A 15,464-nucleotide genomic window follows, 5' to 3' on the forward strand; every position below is an offset into this window, starting at 1 on the left:
GACAGGTCATCACGAAGGCACGGGTGGCCAGTCTCAAGCTGGGTCAATCCTGCTCGCCAGGCGGTGTGCATTCATCCTCACAGTGCTCAAGCGATCAGTGGTCGGGTGGGTGAAGGAGGCGACCAAGTGAGCGTGGCCCGGTTCATCGCCTCCCAGAGGACCGAACACGGCGTCCCGCACGCCGTGGCCTGCCGCGCCCTTCAGGTGAGCGAGTCGTGGTACTACAAGTGGCACGACCGCCCGCCTACTCCGCGGCAGCAGCGCCGCGAGCAGCTGACCGAGACGATTCGGGTGATCTTCGAAGCCTCCGGCAAAACCTATGGCAGCCCCCGCATCGGCCTCGAGCTGCGCGCTGCGGGCTGGCAGGTGTCCGACAACACCATCGCGCAGATCATGGCCGAAAATAGCTGGGCAGCAAGGAAAGTCAAACACAGACGCAGCCTGACCAAGCAAGGAAAGCGGCCGGTGGCACCGGATCTGGTGCGTCGGCAGTTCACCGCTGTGGCCCCCGATGTGCTCTGGTGCGGCGACGTGACCGAGATACCCACCGACGAGGGCAAACTCTACCTCGCCTCGGTGGAGGACCGGTTCTCCGGGCGTCTGCTCGGCTACGCCACCAGCCCTCATCATGATGCCGAATTGACCTGCGCCGCACTGCGAATGGCCACGGCCACACGCGGCGGAGCGGACGCGGTCGACGGAGTGATCTTCCATTCCGACCGCGGCAGCGAATATACCGCCGCCACGCTCGGCCGGCTCTGTCGTGCTCTGGGGGTGGTGCCGTCGATGGGCCGGGTCGGGTCGGCCCTCGACAACAGCCCCGCCGAGGCGTTCAACTCCACGCTGAAGGTGGAGTTCGTGCACCAGCATCGGTTCCGCACCCGCGCCGAGGCGAGGTTGAAGATCGTCACCTGGATCACCGGGTTCTACAACCCGACCCGGCGGCACTCGCTGGCCGGCGGGCTGTCACCGATCGACTACGAGAACCACATGGCCGCCGTGCGTGCGACCGCCGGGGCGGCCTGGCCACGAGACGAGGCCGCATAAAGGACCCTCCACACTTCGAGGGGATTGACAACGGTGGCGTGGCTGAGCAACAGTCGCTTTCTTATTGACTGAACTATCGAACTTGTCGTCGCAGTTCAGGAGACAGAGCGGGGGTTGGTGGCCTACGGTCGCTGCCCATGGTTTCAGGCGAGGAAGAGCAGCGGGATCTGGCGGCGTTGGTCGTTCCGGCGGCTGGGGCGTTGGTCACGACGGATGATCGGTGGGAGCCCTATCGTCTGGTCGATCGCGAGGGGGCGGCGGTGGAGGGGGTGGCGTCGTTCTTTCGTGAGTTGCAGGCGGCTGGGCGTAGTCGGGCTACGGTCCGCTCGTATGGATTGGACCTGCTGCGTTGGTTCCGGTTCTTGTGGGCGATCGAGGTGTGCTGGGATCGTGCCACCCGGGTTGAGGCACGGGATTTCTGCCGATGGTTGTTGATCGCGGGCTAGCCGGTCCGGTCCCATTGGCGCAACGAAAACGCCTCGCCACCAATATCGTCGGGGAAGCCTTATGCAGCGTCGGTGCGTGCGCATAGCGAGACGGTGTTGCGTTGCTTCTACGATTTCCACCTGAGCGTCACTTCCGGACCGGTCCTGATCAATCCGTTTCCGCTGGTTCGCGCCCGGCGCGAGACACGCGCGCACGCGCACCACAATCCAATGGAGCCGTTCCGAGACCAGCGGTCCGGGCTCTATCGGCCCCGGGTTCCGAAACGCCTCCCACGGTCGATACCCGACGACGAGTTCAACGAGATCTTCGCTCGGCTGCGGTCGCATAGGGATCGGGCGTTGGTCGCGTTTACGTCTCCACAGGGGCCAGTGCGTCGGAGTTGTTGTCGGCGAGGCAGGGGGGCGCCGATCCCGGGCGGCAGTTGATTGCGGTGGTGCGCAAGGGAAGTCGCGAACTCCAGGAGTTGCCGGCTTCTCCGGATGCGTTCGTCTGGTTGCGGCTCTACCAGCTCGAGATGGGTGAGCTGATCCCGAAGGGTAAGCGGCTGCCGTTGTGGTGGACGCTGCGCCGGCCGATCCGGCCGCTGACTTACCACGCGGCGCATCGGATGTTCGAACTAGTCAATGCCGCGGCGGGCAGCACAGCGACCTCGCACGCGTTGCGGCATACCGCGGCCTACCGGATGGCCGAGGATCCCGGTCTGCCGCTGACCGATGTTCAGTTCGTTTTGGGCCATGCCCAATTGACCACCACGCAGATCTATTTGACACCGCGCAAGGAGGACGTGATCCGCCGAGTGCTGGCCCATCATGCCGAGCAAACCCAGCAGGCCGCCGCGCGGACCGCCCCGCCACCGGCATCAGGCTATCGACCGGACTCGTTGAACGTGCTGTTCGGGGGGCGGTGATCTGATGGCCGCGACCGTTGCCCCGGCCGCTGCGCCGCCGCAGCCGCGTTCGACTGGACAGCGGCTGGGCCGAGACGCCATGCGCACCCGGTTCCCGCCACGCCCGATCTCTACCGACTGGCCGCGAGCAGGGTGCGGCCGCGAAGAAGCGCTCCGGTGGGCAACCGCCGAGGTGTTCGTGATCGGGAATCCGATCGTTCAGGCTAAACGTGTTCGCGGGCTGCGGCATCTACTGGATTGGCTCGCCGATCAGCCCGGTGACACCTGGCAGCAGCGATGGCTCGATAGCGGCGCGGAGCTGTTGGGCCCGAGATGGCGGCAAGCGCCGCTGACCTGGCTCGAAGCGCGCGGGAAGCGGTCAAAATGGCTGCCTGTCGAGTTGTCCTTAGCGATGCGCGTGCTGATCTTCGCCGATATTCTGCGGCCGACGTTGCGTTGGCTGGCGATTACCCCCTCGATCAAATCCGAACTCGCGGCGGGTTTGACTCTCGAACGGGATCCCGCCGGATTCTCGAAACGGCGCGACTATTGCCACGCTGACCTCGGAATCTCCGACCGGGCGACGCGATTGACAGCACAACGGGCCGCAGTGATCATCGCCGCCAAGGGCGGAACCCTCGCCGACATCACCGTCGGAGACGTGCTCGAGCTTGTCGATACCGAAACCGACCTATTGACGGCCTGGCCGCGGGATATCCCGGTGTTTTGCCAGATTCCGCATGCCCTCGGTTTCCTCGGCGACCAAGCGCCGCAACGGTTTCGGCAACTACGCACCGGCGGCCAACTGACGCCCGAGCAGCTGGTCGATCGCTACGAACTCACCTGTCATCCCATCCGGAGCCTGCTGGTCGACTACCTCAAGGAACGCCAGCCGAGCCTGGACTACAACAGCCTCAAGGACCTGTCCTACTATCTCGCCCGCAGGTTCTGGAAGGACATCGAATTGCACCACCCTGGCATCGACACCCTCGATCTGCCACCCGATGTCGCCGCGCAATGGCGCCAGCGAGTTCAGGACATCCCCCGGCCCATCCGCGGTGACGAAAATGCCAGTGGTTCAAGCGGTCCCGGTCAACGGATCTCGTTTCGCGAGTGCCTGGTCAAAGTCCGAGCCTTCTATCTGGACCTGTCTCACTGGGCCTTGGAAGATCCCGGGCGCTGGGCGCAGTGGGTCGCGCCGAACCCGGTCGGGCGCAACGCCGTTGAACACCGCAAGGCCAAGCGCCACCGCAAAGCGCGAATGGATGCTCGCACCCGTGAGCGACTGCCCGTTCTCCCGGTTCTGGTCACCACGGTCGAGCGGCGGAAACTGGCTGCCGCGGAAATGCTTGCAACGGCGGAAAACGTCGAACCGGAAGCCGGTTTCACCGCCCGGGGACAACAGTTGACGCGGCTGCGGCCTTTCGGGAGAAAGCTGCTGGTCATCGACTCCGATGGCTGCCGACGAGACCTGCGCCGCGAAGAAGAGTATGCGTTCTGGGCTTGGGCCGCGGTCAACGTCCTGCGCCTGACCGGGATCAGGATCGAGGAGCTGATGGAGATCACCCATCACAACCTGATCCAATACCGGCTCCCCACAACCGGCGAGATCGTGCCGCTTCTGCAGATCGCGCCCTCCAAAACCGACGCCGAACGGCTCCTGGTGGTCAGCCCTGAACTGGCCGACGTCTTGTCCGCCGTCATCGTCCGCATCCGCGACGACACCGGCGTCGTCCCACTGATCCCGGCCTACGATTGGCACGAATGCCTTTGGCGCCCACCGGCACCGGTGCTGTTCCAGCGCCGATTCGGCACCGAGAACCGGGCGATCAACCACAGCACCATCCGCAAGATGATCTAAGTGGCGCTGGCCGACACCGGCTTGACCGACCCAGCTACCGGCGGACCACTCACCTACACACCCCACGATTTCCGAAGGCTCTTCATCACCGACGCCGTCCTCAACGGCTTGCCGCCACACATCGCGCAGGTCATCGCCGGGCACCGCGACATCAACGTCACGATGGGCTACAAAGCGATCTACCCCGAGGAAGCCATCCAGGCACACCTGTCGTTCCTGGCCCGCAGGCGCAGCCTGCGCCCAACCGAGGAATACCGAGTCCCCACCGACAACGAATGGACCGAATTCCTAGGCCACTTCGAACGCAGAAAGGTCTCCACCGGCCTCTGCGCCCGCGCCTACTCGACACCCTGCATCCACGAGCACGCCCTGCGCTGCCCGATACACTGGCCCGACCCCGCACAACGACCGCGCATCATCGACATCCGAGACAACCTCATCGACCGCATCGCCGAAGCCGAACGCGAAAGCTGGCTCGGCGAAGTCGAAGGACTCCGAATCAGCCTCACCGGCGCCAACGACAAACTCGCCCAGATCGACCGCCGCCAAACCTCCGCCGTCGTCGACCTCCCAACTCCTGCGCTACTCCAATGAACCCACGATGCCAGGCCACAAGATCAAAAAAGTTCAGAGAATCCGCAACAGGTCGAGTTCGGCTCGACCGAAGCACTGGCGCTCCCGGTGCTGACCCCGGCAACGGCATCGACTGAAGCACACGCTCTGTGTGGGCCACCCGAGTCCGATGGCGGTGAGGGTGTGCACGGATAAGCTGGAGTTCCGGCGTGTTCTCGCTGATGCAGGGTTCCCGACGCCCCCGGTTTTGCCCGGTGGATGATACGGCCGGGGTGGGCGAGTTCTTCGAGTCCTGCCAGCGCCGCCCGATCGCGCTGAAACCACGAAACCGCAACGGCTCGCTGGGAGTCCTCTACATCGACGAGGCTGCCGAGATCGCCGCGGCGTGAGCGGAATCGGTCGGCACCAACGCCCGACTCTCGAACTCGGCGGCGCCTACACTCCATCGATCTATGCCAACGGCCCGCGACGGTTCGAATACGACGACGGGTTCAACACGATCTCCCCGGCGTTGACGACCAGCGAGCACAACTGGCCGACCAATCGCATTTGACGGGTCTGCCCGCCTCGGTTCGTCGCGGGTTACTTGATGGTTTCAACACCTGCGGGCCGCGATGTCAAAAGCGACTGTATGGCAGCGTGATAGATAGCTTGGACTTCGGGAATGGAGTCGATTCGGATTCGTTCGTCGGTGCCGTGCAGGCCGTGATAGTCGACACCGAATCCCGCGCTGGCGTCGATATTGAGGCCAGCGAGGTAGTTGCCGATGTTGCTGGGTCCAGCGATGCGTGGCTTGATGACGACGCCGAAGGATTCGGCCGCATTCAGCAGTGCGCTACGCAGTGGTGAGCTGGTCGGTAGGGCGTAGGGCGGCCACCGCATGACGTCTTCGATGAGTGTCGGTTGCGTTGTGGGCCAGGCCTTGTCGATCTGTGCTGCGTGGTCACGCAGTGTTTGTGTTGCGGCGGCGTCGTCGAAGGCGGGTGTCGTACGGATGTCGATAGACACGCTGCACAGATCCGGCGTCGCTGTGTATCCATCCCCGCCGGTGATCGCGGTGACGGTTAATTTGGCGGGCAGCGGGAAGTCATTACCCGCGATGCTGGGAAGCTCAGCTGTTGAGAGGCGCTCGATGAGTTGGGCAGCTTTCTGGATCGCGTTAGGAGTAACGGCTCGTCCTCCGGAGTGCGACGCCACTCCGTGAACGTGCAGCCTTGTGCGGTAGACGCCGCGACCGCCGACGATGAGGTGATTGAGGCCGGGGTATCCGATCATCACCCCGCCGACGTCGCCTGGTCCGCCTGGCCCTTCGAAGAAGGCTTTCGCGCCCCCGAATTTGCCAGTGTGCTCATCGACATCGAACAGCAAGACCATTGTGCCGGAGAGGTTTTCACGGACCTGACTGATATGGGTCGCGATGTGGCTGAAGATAGCGACGGCGGCTTTGGAATCGGCGCTGCCCCGGCCCCAGAGCCACCCATCGGCGATCACGGGTTTCGTCGGCGGGTGGGTCCAGGCGTCTTCGTGGCCGAATGGCGCGGTGTCCAGGCATGCGTCCACGACCCAGGTCGGGCCGGGGTGGGCACCACGGATTTTGCACGCCAAGGCGACGGGTGCATCGGAATCGTCGCGAAGGATGGTGGATGGCAGGCGGTGCTGGGCCAGCCAGGTCGAGACGTGGTCGAGTACCCGATCGTAGGGGTCGATCCCGCCCCGGCTAGGGATGGCGACCAGTTCTCGGGTGAGGTCGAGGACGGATTCGCGGTCGCCTTTGGCCGTGGCCAGCAGATCGTGTGCGGTGATGGTCGGCCTCCTTCCGCAGGGAATCATGGCGTATGGTCGAGCCCGGACAATGCCTGTAGCTGCTCGGTGGACTCGACTCTACGACCGCCCGCGTAGAGCTGGCGAGCGTGATCAATGAGCCGGGTGCCGCCTCCGGCGCCGAGCAGGATGCCAGAGTCGAACGCTTCGGCCGAGGTGAGCGAGGGAATCGGCGCCACGGCCGCAGATTCCGATGCGCAGAAGAACCGTTCGGGTACGTCAGCCTCGATCACGCTGATGTGCAGGGTTTTCAGACCGAGTGACCGATCCCGGGGATCGCGCAGCTCGATCAGGCGTAGCAGGTGGTTGGTCAGCAGCCGATGCCGCGGTGGTCCGAACAGCACGCGATGGTGAACCAGTTCGGGTCGGGCCGCCAAGACGGCTTCAATGGTGTCGAGGTAGGCGGCGTCACGGGATCAGGAGCCGATGACGGCGAGGTAGCGTTCGGCGTTCTGGACGACGGCGAGCATCGCTTCGCGTAGATCGTGGTGTCCGGCAATTAGTTTCGGCGCTTCGTCACTGCCGCGTGGCGCCCGGTCTTGGTGAGCGAAAAGTATGTCGGCCGGCTGGGCGTAGTAGTCGGCGAGCATGCGGCGGTAGCGGATGCTGGTGACGTGCTTGGCTAGTTCCCATCCCGACAACATCCCCGGTGTAACGCCCGAAGACCCGCTAGGTGACTGTTTATCGAGGTCTTCACAGACCTGTTCGAGCGTGGCGGGGATCGCCAGGCGAGCTTGACGCAGCGGCGAGGGATCGTGGTCGGCGACCGGCTCGGCCTGCCATCTGGATCTGCGCCCCGGCATCCCACCACCTCCATCCCTGATGCTCAGGGTACGGAAGCGGGGTGCTCCACGCGCAGGTCTCGGCGGATTTCAGAGGCGGCGAGCTGATCGCAGATCGCTGCCAGGGCAGGGTGTTTGTCGATGAGGGTGTAGCCCTGCGGGGGATGGAATTTCCCGAGCGTGGCCGCCAACTCTTGTACGGAGTATCCGTCGTGTTCGCGAACGTTCTGGATCGGCAAGGCGAAGCCGTGGGGCAGGTCGCGCATGTACTCATAGACCGATTCGCCGTTGCCGACGCGAGCTTGCTCGGCGATGGCGGCGATCCGGTCCGGGGTGTCCACGATCGCCGTATTCAAGTCGATCACTGCTGCTAGGCGAGATACCGGGGCGGTGAGGTAGACGAACCAGCGGGTGGGGTGCCCGGTCAGGTAGCGGCGCCGGAATTCGTGGCCCTTCTCCCGGTTCCAGATCAGTTCGTAGTACTGCGGGTTCAGCGACATCAGCACCCGCTGCGCTAGTATCTCGACCTCACAGTCACCGAACAGGTCCTCGGCCACCGCAGCTTCCCTCGTCGCAAACGTGCCACTCGTGCTGAGCGGCCTGCCATGGCACCGGAGTCTAGCTCGCGTCCTGACACCGTCAACACCGGCTGCCGGACCGGCATGGGCTGGGGTTGCGACGGCGATATCGGCAACAAATGAACAACGGTGAACAACTACACGCCAACCAGTGGCATGGCTGTCCGATCCGATCGAGGCGATTCTCGTTGTATCCCGTTGGGCCACAACGCCGGAGGCGTTCATGAATCGTTCTGTTGTCGGGTTCCCCCGCGAATCTAGTTCCGGAGACCGGCGCACATTGCTGACCCCTAGGGTCGCCTCCGCGCTGCGCGCTGCGGGCTTCGACGTCCTGACAGAGCACGGCATCGGCGAAGGCGTGTTTTGCAACGACGCCGAAATCAGCTCGACTGGTGCACGTTTCGCCGATCCAGATGTCGTGTGGGCAGCTCCGCTGGTGCTGCGCTACAAGTCTCCCGATCCTGGCGAGCTGTCCAGGCTGCACCCTGGTCAATCCATCGGGGCGCTGTTCCGCGCGGAAGGCGATCCCGCGTTGATGACGGCGCTCACCGCACAGGGTGTGACCGCCTACAGCTACGAATTCTTACACGACAACGACCGGTTCCCACTCGCCGCACCGGGCGGTGAAATCGCTGGTGTCCAAGCTGTTTTCCACGGTGCAGCGGCGCTGCAATCCCCGGGCGGTGGTCGTGGTGTCCTGATTGCCGCGGTCGCGGGAGCGCCGCATGCTCACGTGGTCGTGATCGGATGCGGCAACGTCGGTGCTGCCGCCGCCGGCACGGCCAGCGCGTTGGGTGCGCAGGTGACCGTGCTTGCACATTCCTCGGCCTCGGCCGACCGGTATCGCACGCTCGCCCTGGCATCGGTCGAGGTCGTGGTGAACACCACCGAGCTACGGCGGGAAGTACTCGCCGAGGCGGAGCTCGTCATCGGGGCGATCCTGGAATCGACGTGGGACACCCCGGCGATGATCACCGCCTCGGACCTGTCGAGGATGCGGACCGGCGCGGTGATCGTCGACGCTACCTGTGGTTACGGCGAGGGCTACTTGCCGACGGTAGGGCCGGTGCAGCAGCCCGGCGCACCGCACATCGTCGACGGAATCGTACACATCAAGCTGGACTTGCTCCCGTCGCTGGTGCCGGTCACCACCACCAGCGCCTACACAGCGTGTGCGGCCCCGTATTTGGTGCGGCTGGCTCGGGTAGCCTGCCACGGCGTTGACGACCCGGTCGTCGACACCGCCCGCATCGCTCATGCCGGTCACCTCGTACATCCGGTGTGCCTACGTCACATGAAGTTCTACCAGGTTCCAGCATGAGCACATCCGCGGCGGAAGCGGTAGCCGCATACGACGCGCGGGCTGCGTACTGCCGCGCTGAGACCACGTCCGTGGCGCCGCCCCGGCTACTGCACCCTCTGCTCACCGGCTGCACCCATGTCGCCGAAGTGCCGTGTGGCACAGGGCATTTCATTGCCGAATACGCTGCGGTCGGCCTAACTGTCACCCTGGCAGACGCCAACCCGGTAATGCTCGGATACGCCAGCGAGCAGGCCGAAGCCGTGGGCCTGCCCCCGCATCGGACAACGCTGGAGTGCGCCTACCTGAACAAGCTGCGGTTGTCGCCGACGGTGGACGCGGTGATAGTGCCCAATGCCGCGCTGAACCAGCTGCTGTGCCACGCCGGTACGCAGGAGCTGATCGAACAGTTGCGCGCAGCGACAACTAGGCGTGATGTCCGCGTGCTCGCGCAGGTGATGTGTGGATATCGAGATCACACCGACGTCGCGGGGTTCTACGACCAGACGCGGCCACACGGAATGTGGTTCACGGACAAACGATTCGAACCGGCGCACGCCGACGGCGTCGCTGTTCGTCGCCGTCGCCAGCAGCGCCACGGCGATCAGCTACACATCGAGTTCGACTACCGAGACAGCCGCGATCGGCAACTCCACACCGCCGTAGTAGACCTGCTCGTGGTCGATCCCGTCGCCCTGATCGCTGCCTTCGCCGCTGCCGGTTTCAGCGAGATCCGTTTCCTACCAGGCGATCATGGTCTGTCGGAACTGCTCGCCGTCGCGCGAAGAGTGCGGGGATGAACCCGCGGCGCACAGTGGCTGATGCTCACGGTTACTGGCTGCGCTACTACAACGAGCGCTTCGTGTTCGGACAAGGCACCGAACAGATCCTCGCCGCGCTGCAACAAATCCCCCGAGTCGCCCGCTGGGTCGATCTCGGCAGTGGCTCGGAGTCCATGCTGTGGTCTATCGCTCTGCGCGCTGATCAGCTGACCGCCGTGGACAGTGACCCAGATCGGCTCGCGATCCTGGACCGTTTCGCCGCCGTAGGCCAGCCGCGTGCCATTCACACCACCACGCTACGACTGTGTCAGCGCGAGGACCCCCAGGCGTTCTCGACGCGGTGCGACTCGCTGACCGCGTGCTTGGTGGTGGACTGCCTGACCGGCCGGATGCCCGAGCATCCGCAGTTGGCGGAGCAGTCGTTTGATCTGGTCACCCAATTCGGACTGCTGGGAATGTGCAGCGACACAGATGAATTCCGGGACTGCTTCACCGCCATTCATCAACTCGCCGCGCCGGGCGGGTGGGTCGCGGGCGCGAACTGGGTTGCCATGAACCCCTGCGGACGAGTCGAGCTCACCGAACAGCTCTACCGCGACGCCGCCGACGCGGGCGGGGTCGAGCTGTCGCAGCTGCACCGGGTCGACAGCACCGATCCGGACTTTCCCGCCGTGTGGATGTACCTAGGAACAAGGAGAATCTCATGCCCGCCACCCCAGACCCCGAACTGATCTTCGCGCCGGTCGGTATCGCTCATCTCACCGCCGACAACACTGACCTGTTGCGCGCCGCGGCCCGCGGCAAGCAGCAACTGCGCGTCACCACTGCCGCACAGCTCAACGGAACACCGCACATCGGCACGGTTGTCACCGTGCTGACGGTGTTCGCCTTCACCGCCCACGCCGCTGAGCAACTCGGACTGCCCGCGACGGTGGTGTTCGACGCATTGGACAACGCGCCCGCCGAACACCTCGAGATCGGAGGCGAAACCTACACGCGCACAGTCGCTGATCTTGTCGAAACAGGCCACCTCGACGGCCAGGCCCGTGTGTGCGGGTTTGAGCGGCTACTGAGCTGGGCCGCAGCGCGCAGCGCAGTGCACTACGATTTCCGCCCCTACACCGTCTACCAACAACTCGCGCCAGTGCGGGCCTGCTTGCACATGATCGCCTCACGACTCGAACAGTTCCGGCCGCTGGTGGCCCCCGCCGACGGCATTGTGCGCATCAGACCACGGTGCCCCGACTGCCGGTTGGTGGAGAAATCAGCCCGCCACCTCGCGATCACCGCGGGTGACAGTGCCGTGCATCTCGACTCCTATTGCGCCCTTCACGGTCACTATCGCGAGAACATCGACATCGCCGGGACGCACGGGTGGTACGATACGACGCCAACACCCGTTATCTTCTTCGCAGCCCTTGAACGAGGGCCACGGTCGCCAGGCCCGGTATGACTTCTTGCCCCTGTCGTTCGCATGATCCGGGGGGTGGTGTCGCCGGGGCTGGTGGCGTCGACGGACCGCTGATGGGGACAGGGCCGAGGGTAGGTCTCTTCATAATGTGGGTGCCGGGCGTCGATGCCTGATCGGCGACCGGTCCAGGTTTCGACGCGATGAAGGAACTGCGAAGTGGCACAGGCCTATGCCGTGTTCTGCGGCGTTGACGTTGGTAAAGGCGAACACCACGCGGTCGGTCTCGACACGGCGGGTAAGCGGTTGTTCGACAAAGCATTACCCAACGACGAAGCCCGGCTACGAGCGGTTTTCGACAAGCTCGCCACACACGGGCCGTTGTTGATCGTGGTCGATCAACCCAACACCATCGGCGCTCTGCCGGTCACCGTCGCCCGCGCCCGCGGTCACGACGTCGCCTACCTGCCGGGGCTGTCGATGCGCCGCATCGCCGATCTCTATCCCGGACAAGCCAAAACCGACGCGCGCGACGCCTACATCATCGCTGATGCCGCCCGCACCATGCCGCACACGCTGCGCCGCGTCGACACCGGCGACGAAGCCCTCACCGAACTCGGTGTCCTGGTCGGCTTCGACGACGACCTGGCCGGAGAAGCTACCCGCACCAGCAACCGCATCCGCGGGCTGCTCACTAGCATCCACCCAGCCCTCGAACGTGTCCTGGGCCCACGCGTCACGCACCCAGCGGTGTTGGAGATCCTGTCCCGCTGCGGCGGGCCCGCCGGAATCCGAGCCGCCGGACGCCGCAAACTCACCACGATCGCGGTCAAACACGCCCCGCGCATGGGTGCTCGGCTGGTCGAGGAAATCCTGGCCGCGCTGCCCACGCAGACGGTCACCGTTCCCGGCGCCAACGCCGCCGAGATCGTGCTGCCCAGACTGGCCGATTCCCTGAAAAATGTTCTGTTGCAACGGAAATCCATCGCCGAGGACATCGAGAGGATGCTCGATGACCACCCTCTTTCCAAGGTCCTGACCTCGATGCCCGGCGTCGGAGTCAGGACCGGAGCCCGCATCCTGCTCGAAGTCGGCGACGGCTCGGCCTTCGCCACCGCCGGACACCTCGCCGCCTACGCCGGCATCGCCCCGGTCACTCACCGCTCCGGCAGCTCGATCCGCGGCGAGCACCCCGCCCGATCAGGCAACCACAAACTCAAACGCGCCTTGTTCCTGTCCGCATTCGCCGCTCTGCACGACCCAGCAAGCCGCGCCTACTACACGCGGAAACGCGACGAGGGCAAGAAACACAACGCCGCTCTCATCTGCCTCGCCCGCCGTCGTTGCGACGTCCTCTACGCCATGCTCAAGACCAAACAGCCCTACCGAATCCCCGAAACAGCCGCTTGACGAAAAACATAGGGACACCCCCCTATCCGCAGCGTGCAGAAGGGATATCTCCTCGCCGCCGAACGCGAGCAATACCGGGCGTGCACAGTCTCGGTCGACGGCGCGAACTGGGGCGGGTCCTGGCACGCCAACGTTCTGGCCCCAGCACTGTCGACCCTCGGCGTCCCCGCGCGTGAATGGCCGGTCAGTATTTTTCACTCCGCTCGTGCTCGACCGCAGCGGCGGCAAGCTATCCAAGACCTTGTACGTCCGCTATGGAGCCAGCTACGCCGACTTGCCCGAAGCATTCCTCAACCTCGATGTACTGCTCGACGAGCACGGCGCCGACGCCCTTGATCCGATCTGGGCCGAGGTCTCACGCTGGGCTTGCGAGCCCCAACGGTTGCACCGCTCCTACACCGTGGACTACCTCGCCTCTCTCTTCACAGCTCACGCCCACAACGACGCGCCAGACCGGCGAATCGCCTGACCATAGTGAAGGGGCACACGATGATTCACGTTGTCTATGACCTCACCCGATGCCACCGCCAACCCCGATACCCGCGAACTACTTGCAGCGATGCACCAGACGGTGCAGCTTCTCGGCTGCACCATCCTTCGCTCGAGCAGGTGTACGCGGCGATCGCGTTGTCCGCCACGTATTTCGACAACACCAACCTAGACATGATGGTCGGGTTCCCCGGCCAAGATCGCGACTACGCACGCCTCGACGCACGCCGGGCCGCGGAGTCAGGGATCGGCAGCGTGTCGATTTATCCGGTCGACTATGTGATGACATTGCCGGGCTGGCAGGACCGGATCCGGTCCGGCGAATTGCCGCGCCCGGCCGCACTCAACGAGTGCTCCTTGATGTTCCACGAATCTCGCCAGGAACTGGCGCAGTACATGTCCGAGCAGAACATGTACTGCTTCGGCGCGGCCGAGGCGCCCCCGACCCGGTACATGTTCTCCACGCTGTATGGCGGCTACCGCGACGAGGCCGTCGGTGTGGGCGCGGGCGCGTACTCCTTCATCCGTGGCCTGGCCTATGTCAACGACGCCGGCGAACGCCGCTACGTCAAAACGGTGTCGACGGGCGTGCTGCCGGTCACCCAGTCCTCACCCGGTCACGCCTACGAGAAGGGGTTGGTGTTCTTCCCCAAACGGCTGACATTCGACATGCGCGACTTGGTCGTCCTCGGCCTCGAGGAGGTCTACGCCGATCGTATCGACTCTATCGTTCGCGACAGGCACGCCGAGGTCGTCGGCGATCTGTTGCGGCTGACGGAGCCGGGCAAACTCGTCTACAGCGAGTTGATGGCGCACTTCTTCTCTGATCTGTAGCAACGGATTTACCGCCGTATGGTCGCGCGGTTGAGCAGCCAGGTGGGTGTCATCGACGAACACGAATGGCAGGCCGGCGCGGCCCGGGTCGCGGCCATGGGCGCGGCCAATGCGCTGCCGGGGGCATCCAGCCGCCGAAAGACGCTGCCGTTGGTGGGCACTCGACCGTGAACGATCCATACTTCGCTCGGCTCCTGGAAACACTGACGGCACCAGGAGTCAGCTACGGCCAGCAGAGCCCGCCCGCCGGTGCGGAATGGGACCTGGGCGTGGGCGAGGCCCGGTATCCGCTCCCGGCGCAGCTGCGGCTCGACATCGGCCGAGTCTGCGCGAATACCGAAACCTTGTGGTACTCCAGCTCGGTCGGCGAGCCCGAGTTGCACGATGCTTACCGCAACCACCTCATCGGCCAGCACGCCGATATTGATCCGGACCGGGATGCCGTGCTGGTTACCGCCGGTGGCAAAAAGCGGCGTGGTTGGCCATTCGGTTCCTGCTGCATCACCGCAGCACCGCGGCGGCGTTGGTTCCATCACCGGGATGGGAGCCCTACCGGTTCTGGCTCGACGCCGCCGGGTGCCCGCAGATCCCCTACGATCCGGCGGCTGTCGCGTCTGATCCGAACCTGTTGCGACGGTTGATCATCGAGGCAGATCCGCGACCAGGTCTGCTGATCGTGAACTACCCACACAACCCCACCGGCGTCGGCATCACACAACAAGCGATGAACGAAATCGTGAAGATCGCAGCCGAATTCGGAATATCGCTGCTCTCCGATGAGGTCTATCGCCTCTTCGGTGAGGATGACGTGTCGGCCACACACTCACCCGCCCGTGACCCGCTCTGCCACATCATTGTCGATTCGTGTTCCAAGGCGTTGACGGTGGCGGGCCTGCGCGTCGGGTTCCTCATCGCGCACCGCCAGGTGGTCGATGACCTTGCTGCGTTGCGAGGCTCCTATGCGTCGTGCACCAGCGTGCTCAACCAGCGGATCGCGGCTCATCTGCTGACCGACTCCGCGGCGCGAGCGTGGTTGGCCGAGGTTCGTGCCGACGCCGAAGATACGCGCACCGCCACCGCGAAAGCCCTCACCGATTACGGCATCGAGGTCGTCTCCCACGGTGGGCTCTACACTTCAACCGTCTTTTGCTATGGGTGACGGTGAGTCCGTGCAGCCCTGTTCCGAACCATCGACCAGGTGATTCACCGTGCGCGGCGTAGTAATCCGACAGCGGCGCTCGGCCGC

The 15,464-nt window shown here is 64.7% G+C and carries 20 protein-coding genes; 16 read left to right on the top strand and 4 right to left on the bottom strand.

From position 1 onward, the window contains the following. Window positions 1-126 precede the first annotated feature (126 nt). The 7 genes from ACFYOW_RS48370 (at window position 127) to ACFYOW_RS48400 (ending at window position 5,367) form a co-directional block, all read left to right on the top strand. A complete protein-coding gene (locus ACFYOW_RS48370) occupies window positions 127-1,047 on the top strand; it encodes an IS3 family transposase (protein WP_387298763.1) in 921 nt (306 codons plus the stop codon). A gap of 137 nt (window positions 1,048-1,184) precedes the next feature. Then, window positions 1,185-1,493 carry a site-specific integrase gene (locus ACFYOW_RS48375; RefSeq protein WP_387298765.1) on the top strand — a complete coding sequence of 103 codons (309 nt, stop codon included), beginning with the start codon at window positions 1,185-1,187 and terminating at the stop codon, window positions 1,491-1,493. A 383-nt stretch (window positions 1,494-1,876) separates the two neighbouring features. Continuing rightward, window positions 1,877-2,401 carry a tyrosine-type recombinase/integrase gene (locus tag ACFYOW_RS48380; protein WP_387298767.1) on the top strand — a complete coding sequence of 175 codons (525 nt, stop codon included), beginning with the start codon at window positions 1,877-1,879 and terminating at the stop codon, window positions 2,399-2,401. 4 nt (window positions 2,402-2,405) lie between these two features. Continuing rightward, entirely contained in the window at window positions 2,406-4,241 is a 1,836-nt protein-coding gene (locus tag ACFYOW_RS48385) for a site-specific integrase (RefSeq protein ID WP_387298769.1), read from the top strand. Further along, complete coding sequence (locus ACFYOW_RS48390) at window positions 4,242-4,835, top strand: site-specific integrase (protein WP_387298771.1); 594 nt, start codon at window positions 4,242-4,244, stop codon at window positions 4,833-4,835. 188 nt (window positions 4,836-5,023) lie between these two features. Then, complete coding sequence (locus tag ACFYOW_RS48395) at window positions 5,024-5,203, top strand: hypothetical protein (RefSeq protein WP_387298773.1); 180 nt, start codon at window positions 5,024-5,026, stop codon at window positions 5,201-5,203. Beyond that, on the top strand, window positions 5,200-5,367 hold the full coding sequence (locus ACFYOW_RS48400; protein ID WP_387298775.1) for a hypothetical protein: 168 nt from the start codon (window positions 5,200-5,202) through the stop codon (window positions 5,365-5,367). Before ACFYOW_RS48395 ends, ACFYOW_RS48400 begins: the two co-directional genes overlap by 4 nt. Window positions 5,368-5,396: 29 nt before the next feature. On the opposite strand, the gene ACFYOW_RS48405 is transcribed toward ACFYOW_RS48400, so the two are convergent. From ACFYOW_RS48405 to ACFYOW_RS48420, 4 genes are all read right to left on the bottom strand, one after another. After that, window positions 5,397-6,644 (bottom strand): M20 family metallopeptidase, encoded by a 1,248-nt coding sequence (locus tag ACFYOW_RS48405; protein ID WP_387298777.1) that lies wholly within the window; start codon window positions 6,642-6,644, stop codon window positions 5,397-5,399. Beyond that, window positions 6,641-6,979 carry a hypothetical protein gene (locus ACFYOW_RS48410; RefSeq protein ID WP_387298779.1) on the bottom strand — a complete coding sequence of 113 codons (339 nt, stop codon included), beginning with the start codon at window positions 6,977-6,979 and terminating at the stop codon, window positions 6,641-6,643. The genes ACFYOW_RS48405 and ACFYOW_RS48410 overlap by 4 nt, the downstream gene beginning before the upstream one ends. 72 nt (window positions 6,980-7,051) lie before the next feature. Then, window positions 7,052-7,438 carry a hypothetical protein gene (locus ACFYOW_RS48415; RefSeq protein ID WP_387298781.1) on the bottom strand — a complete coding sequence of 129 codons (387 nt, stop codon included), beginning with the start codon at window positions 7,436-7,438 and terminating at the stop codon, window positions 7,052-7,054. 23 nt (window positions 7,439-7,461) lie between these two features. Then, window positions 7,462-7,974: a hypothetical protein gene (locus tag ACFYOW_RS48420; RefSeq protein ID WP_387298783.1), complete on the bottom strand. Its 513-nt coding sequence runs from the start codon at window positions 7,972-7,974 to the stop codon at window positions 7,462-7,464. A gap of 244 nt (window positions 7,975-8,218) precedes the next feature. Between ACFYOW_RS48420 and ACFYOW_RS48425 the strand changes: the two genes are divergently transcribed. From ACFYOW_RS48425 to ACFYOW_RS48465, 9 genes are all read left to right on the top strand, one after another. Continuing rightward, window positions 8,219-9,316, top strand: coding sequence for an NAD(P)-dependent oxidoreductase (locus ACFYOW_RS48425; protein ID WP_387298785.1), 1,098 nt, complete (start codon window positions 8,219-8,221; stop codon window positions 9,314-9,316). Then, entirely contained in the window at window positions 9,313-10,095 is a 783-nt protein-coding gene (locus ACFYOW_RS48430; RefSeq protein ID WP_387298787.1) for a class I SAM-dependent methyltransferase, read from the top strand. The genes ACFYOW_RS48425 and ACFYOW_RS48430 overlap by 4 nt, the downstream gene beginning before the upstream one ends. Next, window positions 10,092-10,808, top strand: a complete 717-nt coding sequence (locus ACFYOW_RS48435; RefSeq protein ID WP_387298789.1) for a methyltransferase domain-containing protein — start codon at window positions 10,092-10,094, stop codon at window positions 10,806-10,808. The genes ACFYOW_RS48430 and ACFYOW_RS48435 overlap by 4 nt, the downstream gene beginning before the upstream one ends. Beyond that, entirely contained in the window at window positions 10,781-11,530 is a 750-nt protein-coding gene (locus tag ACFYOW_RS48440; protein WP_387298791.1) for a hypothetical protein, read from the top strand. Before ACFYOW_RS48435 ends, ACFYOW_RS48440 begins: the two co-directional genes overlap by 28 nt. Before the next feature lie 174 nt (window positions 11,531-11,704). Continuing rightward, on the top strand, window positions 11,705-12,895 hold the full coding sequence (locus ACFYOW_RS48445; RefSeq protein WP_387298792.1) for an IS110 family transposase: 1,191 nt from the start codon (window positions 11,705-11,707) through the stop codon (window positions 12,893-12,895). Window positions 12,896-13,100: 205 nt separating this feature from the next. Next, window positions 13,101-13,364: a hypothetical protein gene (locus ACFYOW_RS48450; RefSeq protein ID WP_387298794.1), complete on the top strand. Its 264-nt coding sequence runs from the start codon at window positions 13,101-13,103 to the stop codon at window positions 13,362-13,364. Window positions 13,365-13,504: 140 nt separating this feature from the next. After that, window positions 13,505-14,218, top strand: a complete 714-nt coding sequence (locus ACFYOW_RS48455; protein WP_387298796.1) for a hypothetical protein — start codon at window positions 13,505-13,507, stop codon at window positions 14,216-14,218. Window positions 14,219-14,248: 30 nt separating this feature from the next. After that, window positions 14,249-14,389: a hypothetical protein gene (locus tag ACFYOW_RS48460; protein ID WP_387298798.1), complete on the top strand. Its 141-nt coding sequence runs from the start codon at window positions 14,249-14,251 to the stop codon at window positions 14,387-14,389. Window positions 14,390-14,696: 307 nt separating this feature from the next. Beyond that, window positions 14,697-15,377: a pyridoxal phosphate-dependent aminotransferase gene (locus tag ACFYOW_RS48465; RefSeq protein ID WP_387298800.1), complete on the top strand. Its 681-nt coding sequence runs from the start codon at window positions 14,697-14,699 to the stop codon at window positions 15,375-15,377. The last annotated feature ends 87 nt before the right edge of the window (window positions 15,378-15,464 follow it).

Origin of the sequence: Nocardia sp. NPDC006982 (assembly GCF_042869435.1) — a bacterium.
Classification (GTDB): Bacteria; Actinomycetota; Actinomycetes; order Mycobacteriales; family Mycobacteriaceae; genus Nocardia.

Coding starts and splice junctions, on each gene's coding strand:
- ACFYOW_RS48415 (WP_387298781.1), bottom strand. CDS start 7,438: ATGCCGGGGCGCAGATCCAGATGGCAGGCCGAGCCGGTCGCCGACCAC.
- ACFYOW_RS48430 (WP_387298787.1), top strand. CDS start 9,313: ATGAGCACATCCGCGGCGGAAGCGGTAGCCGCATACGACGCGCGGGCT.
- ACFYOW_RS48405 (WP_387298777.1), bottom strand. CDS start 6,644: ATGATTCCCTGCGGAAGGAGGCCGACCATCACCGCACACGATCTGCTG.
- ACFYOW_RS48440 (WP_387298791.1), top strand. CDS start 10,781: ATGCCCGCCACCCCAGACCCCGAACTGATCTTCGCGCCGGTCGGTATC.
- ACFYOW_RS48385 (WP_387298769.1), top strand. CDS start 2,406: ATGGCCGCGACCGTTGCCCCGGCCGCTGCGCCGCCGCAGCCGCGTTCG.
- ACFYOW_RS48375 (WP_387298765.1), top strand. CDS start 1,185: ATGGTTTCAGGCGAGGAAGAGCAGCGGGATCTGGCGGCGTTGGTCGTT.
- ACFYOW_RS48425 (WP_387298785.1), top strand. CDS start 8,219: ATGAATCGTTCTGTTGTCGGGTTCCCCCGCGAATCTAGTTCCGGAGAC.
- ACFYOW_RS48435 (WP_387298789.1), top strand. CDS start 10,092: ATGAACCCGCGGCGCACAGTGGCTGATGCTCACGGTTACTGGCTGCGC.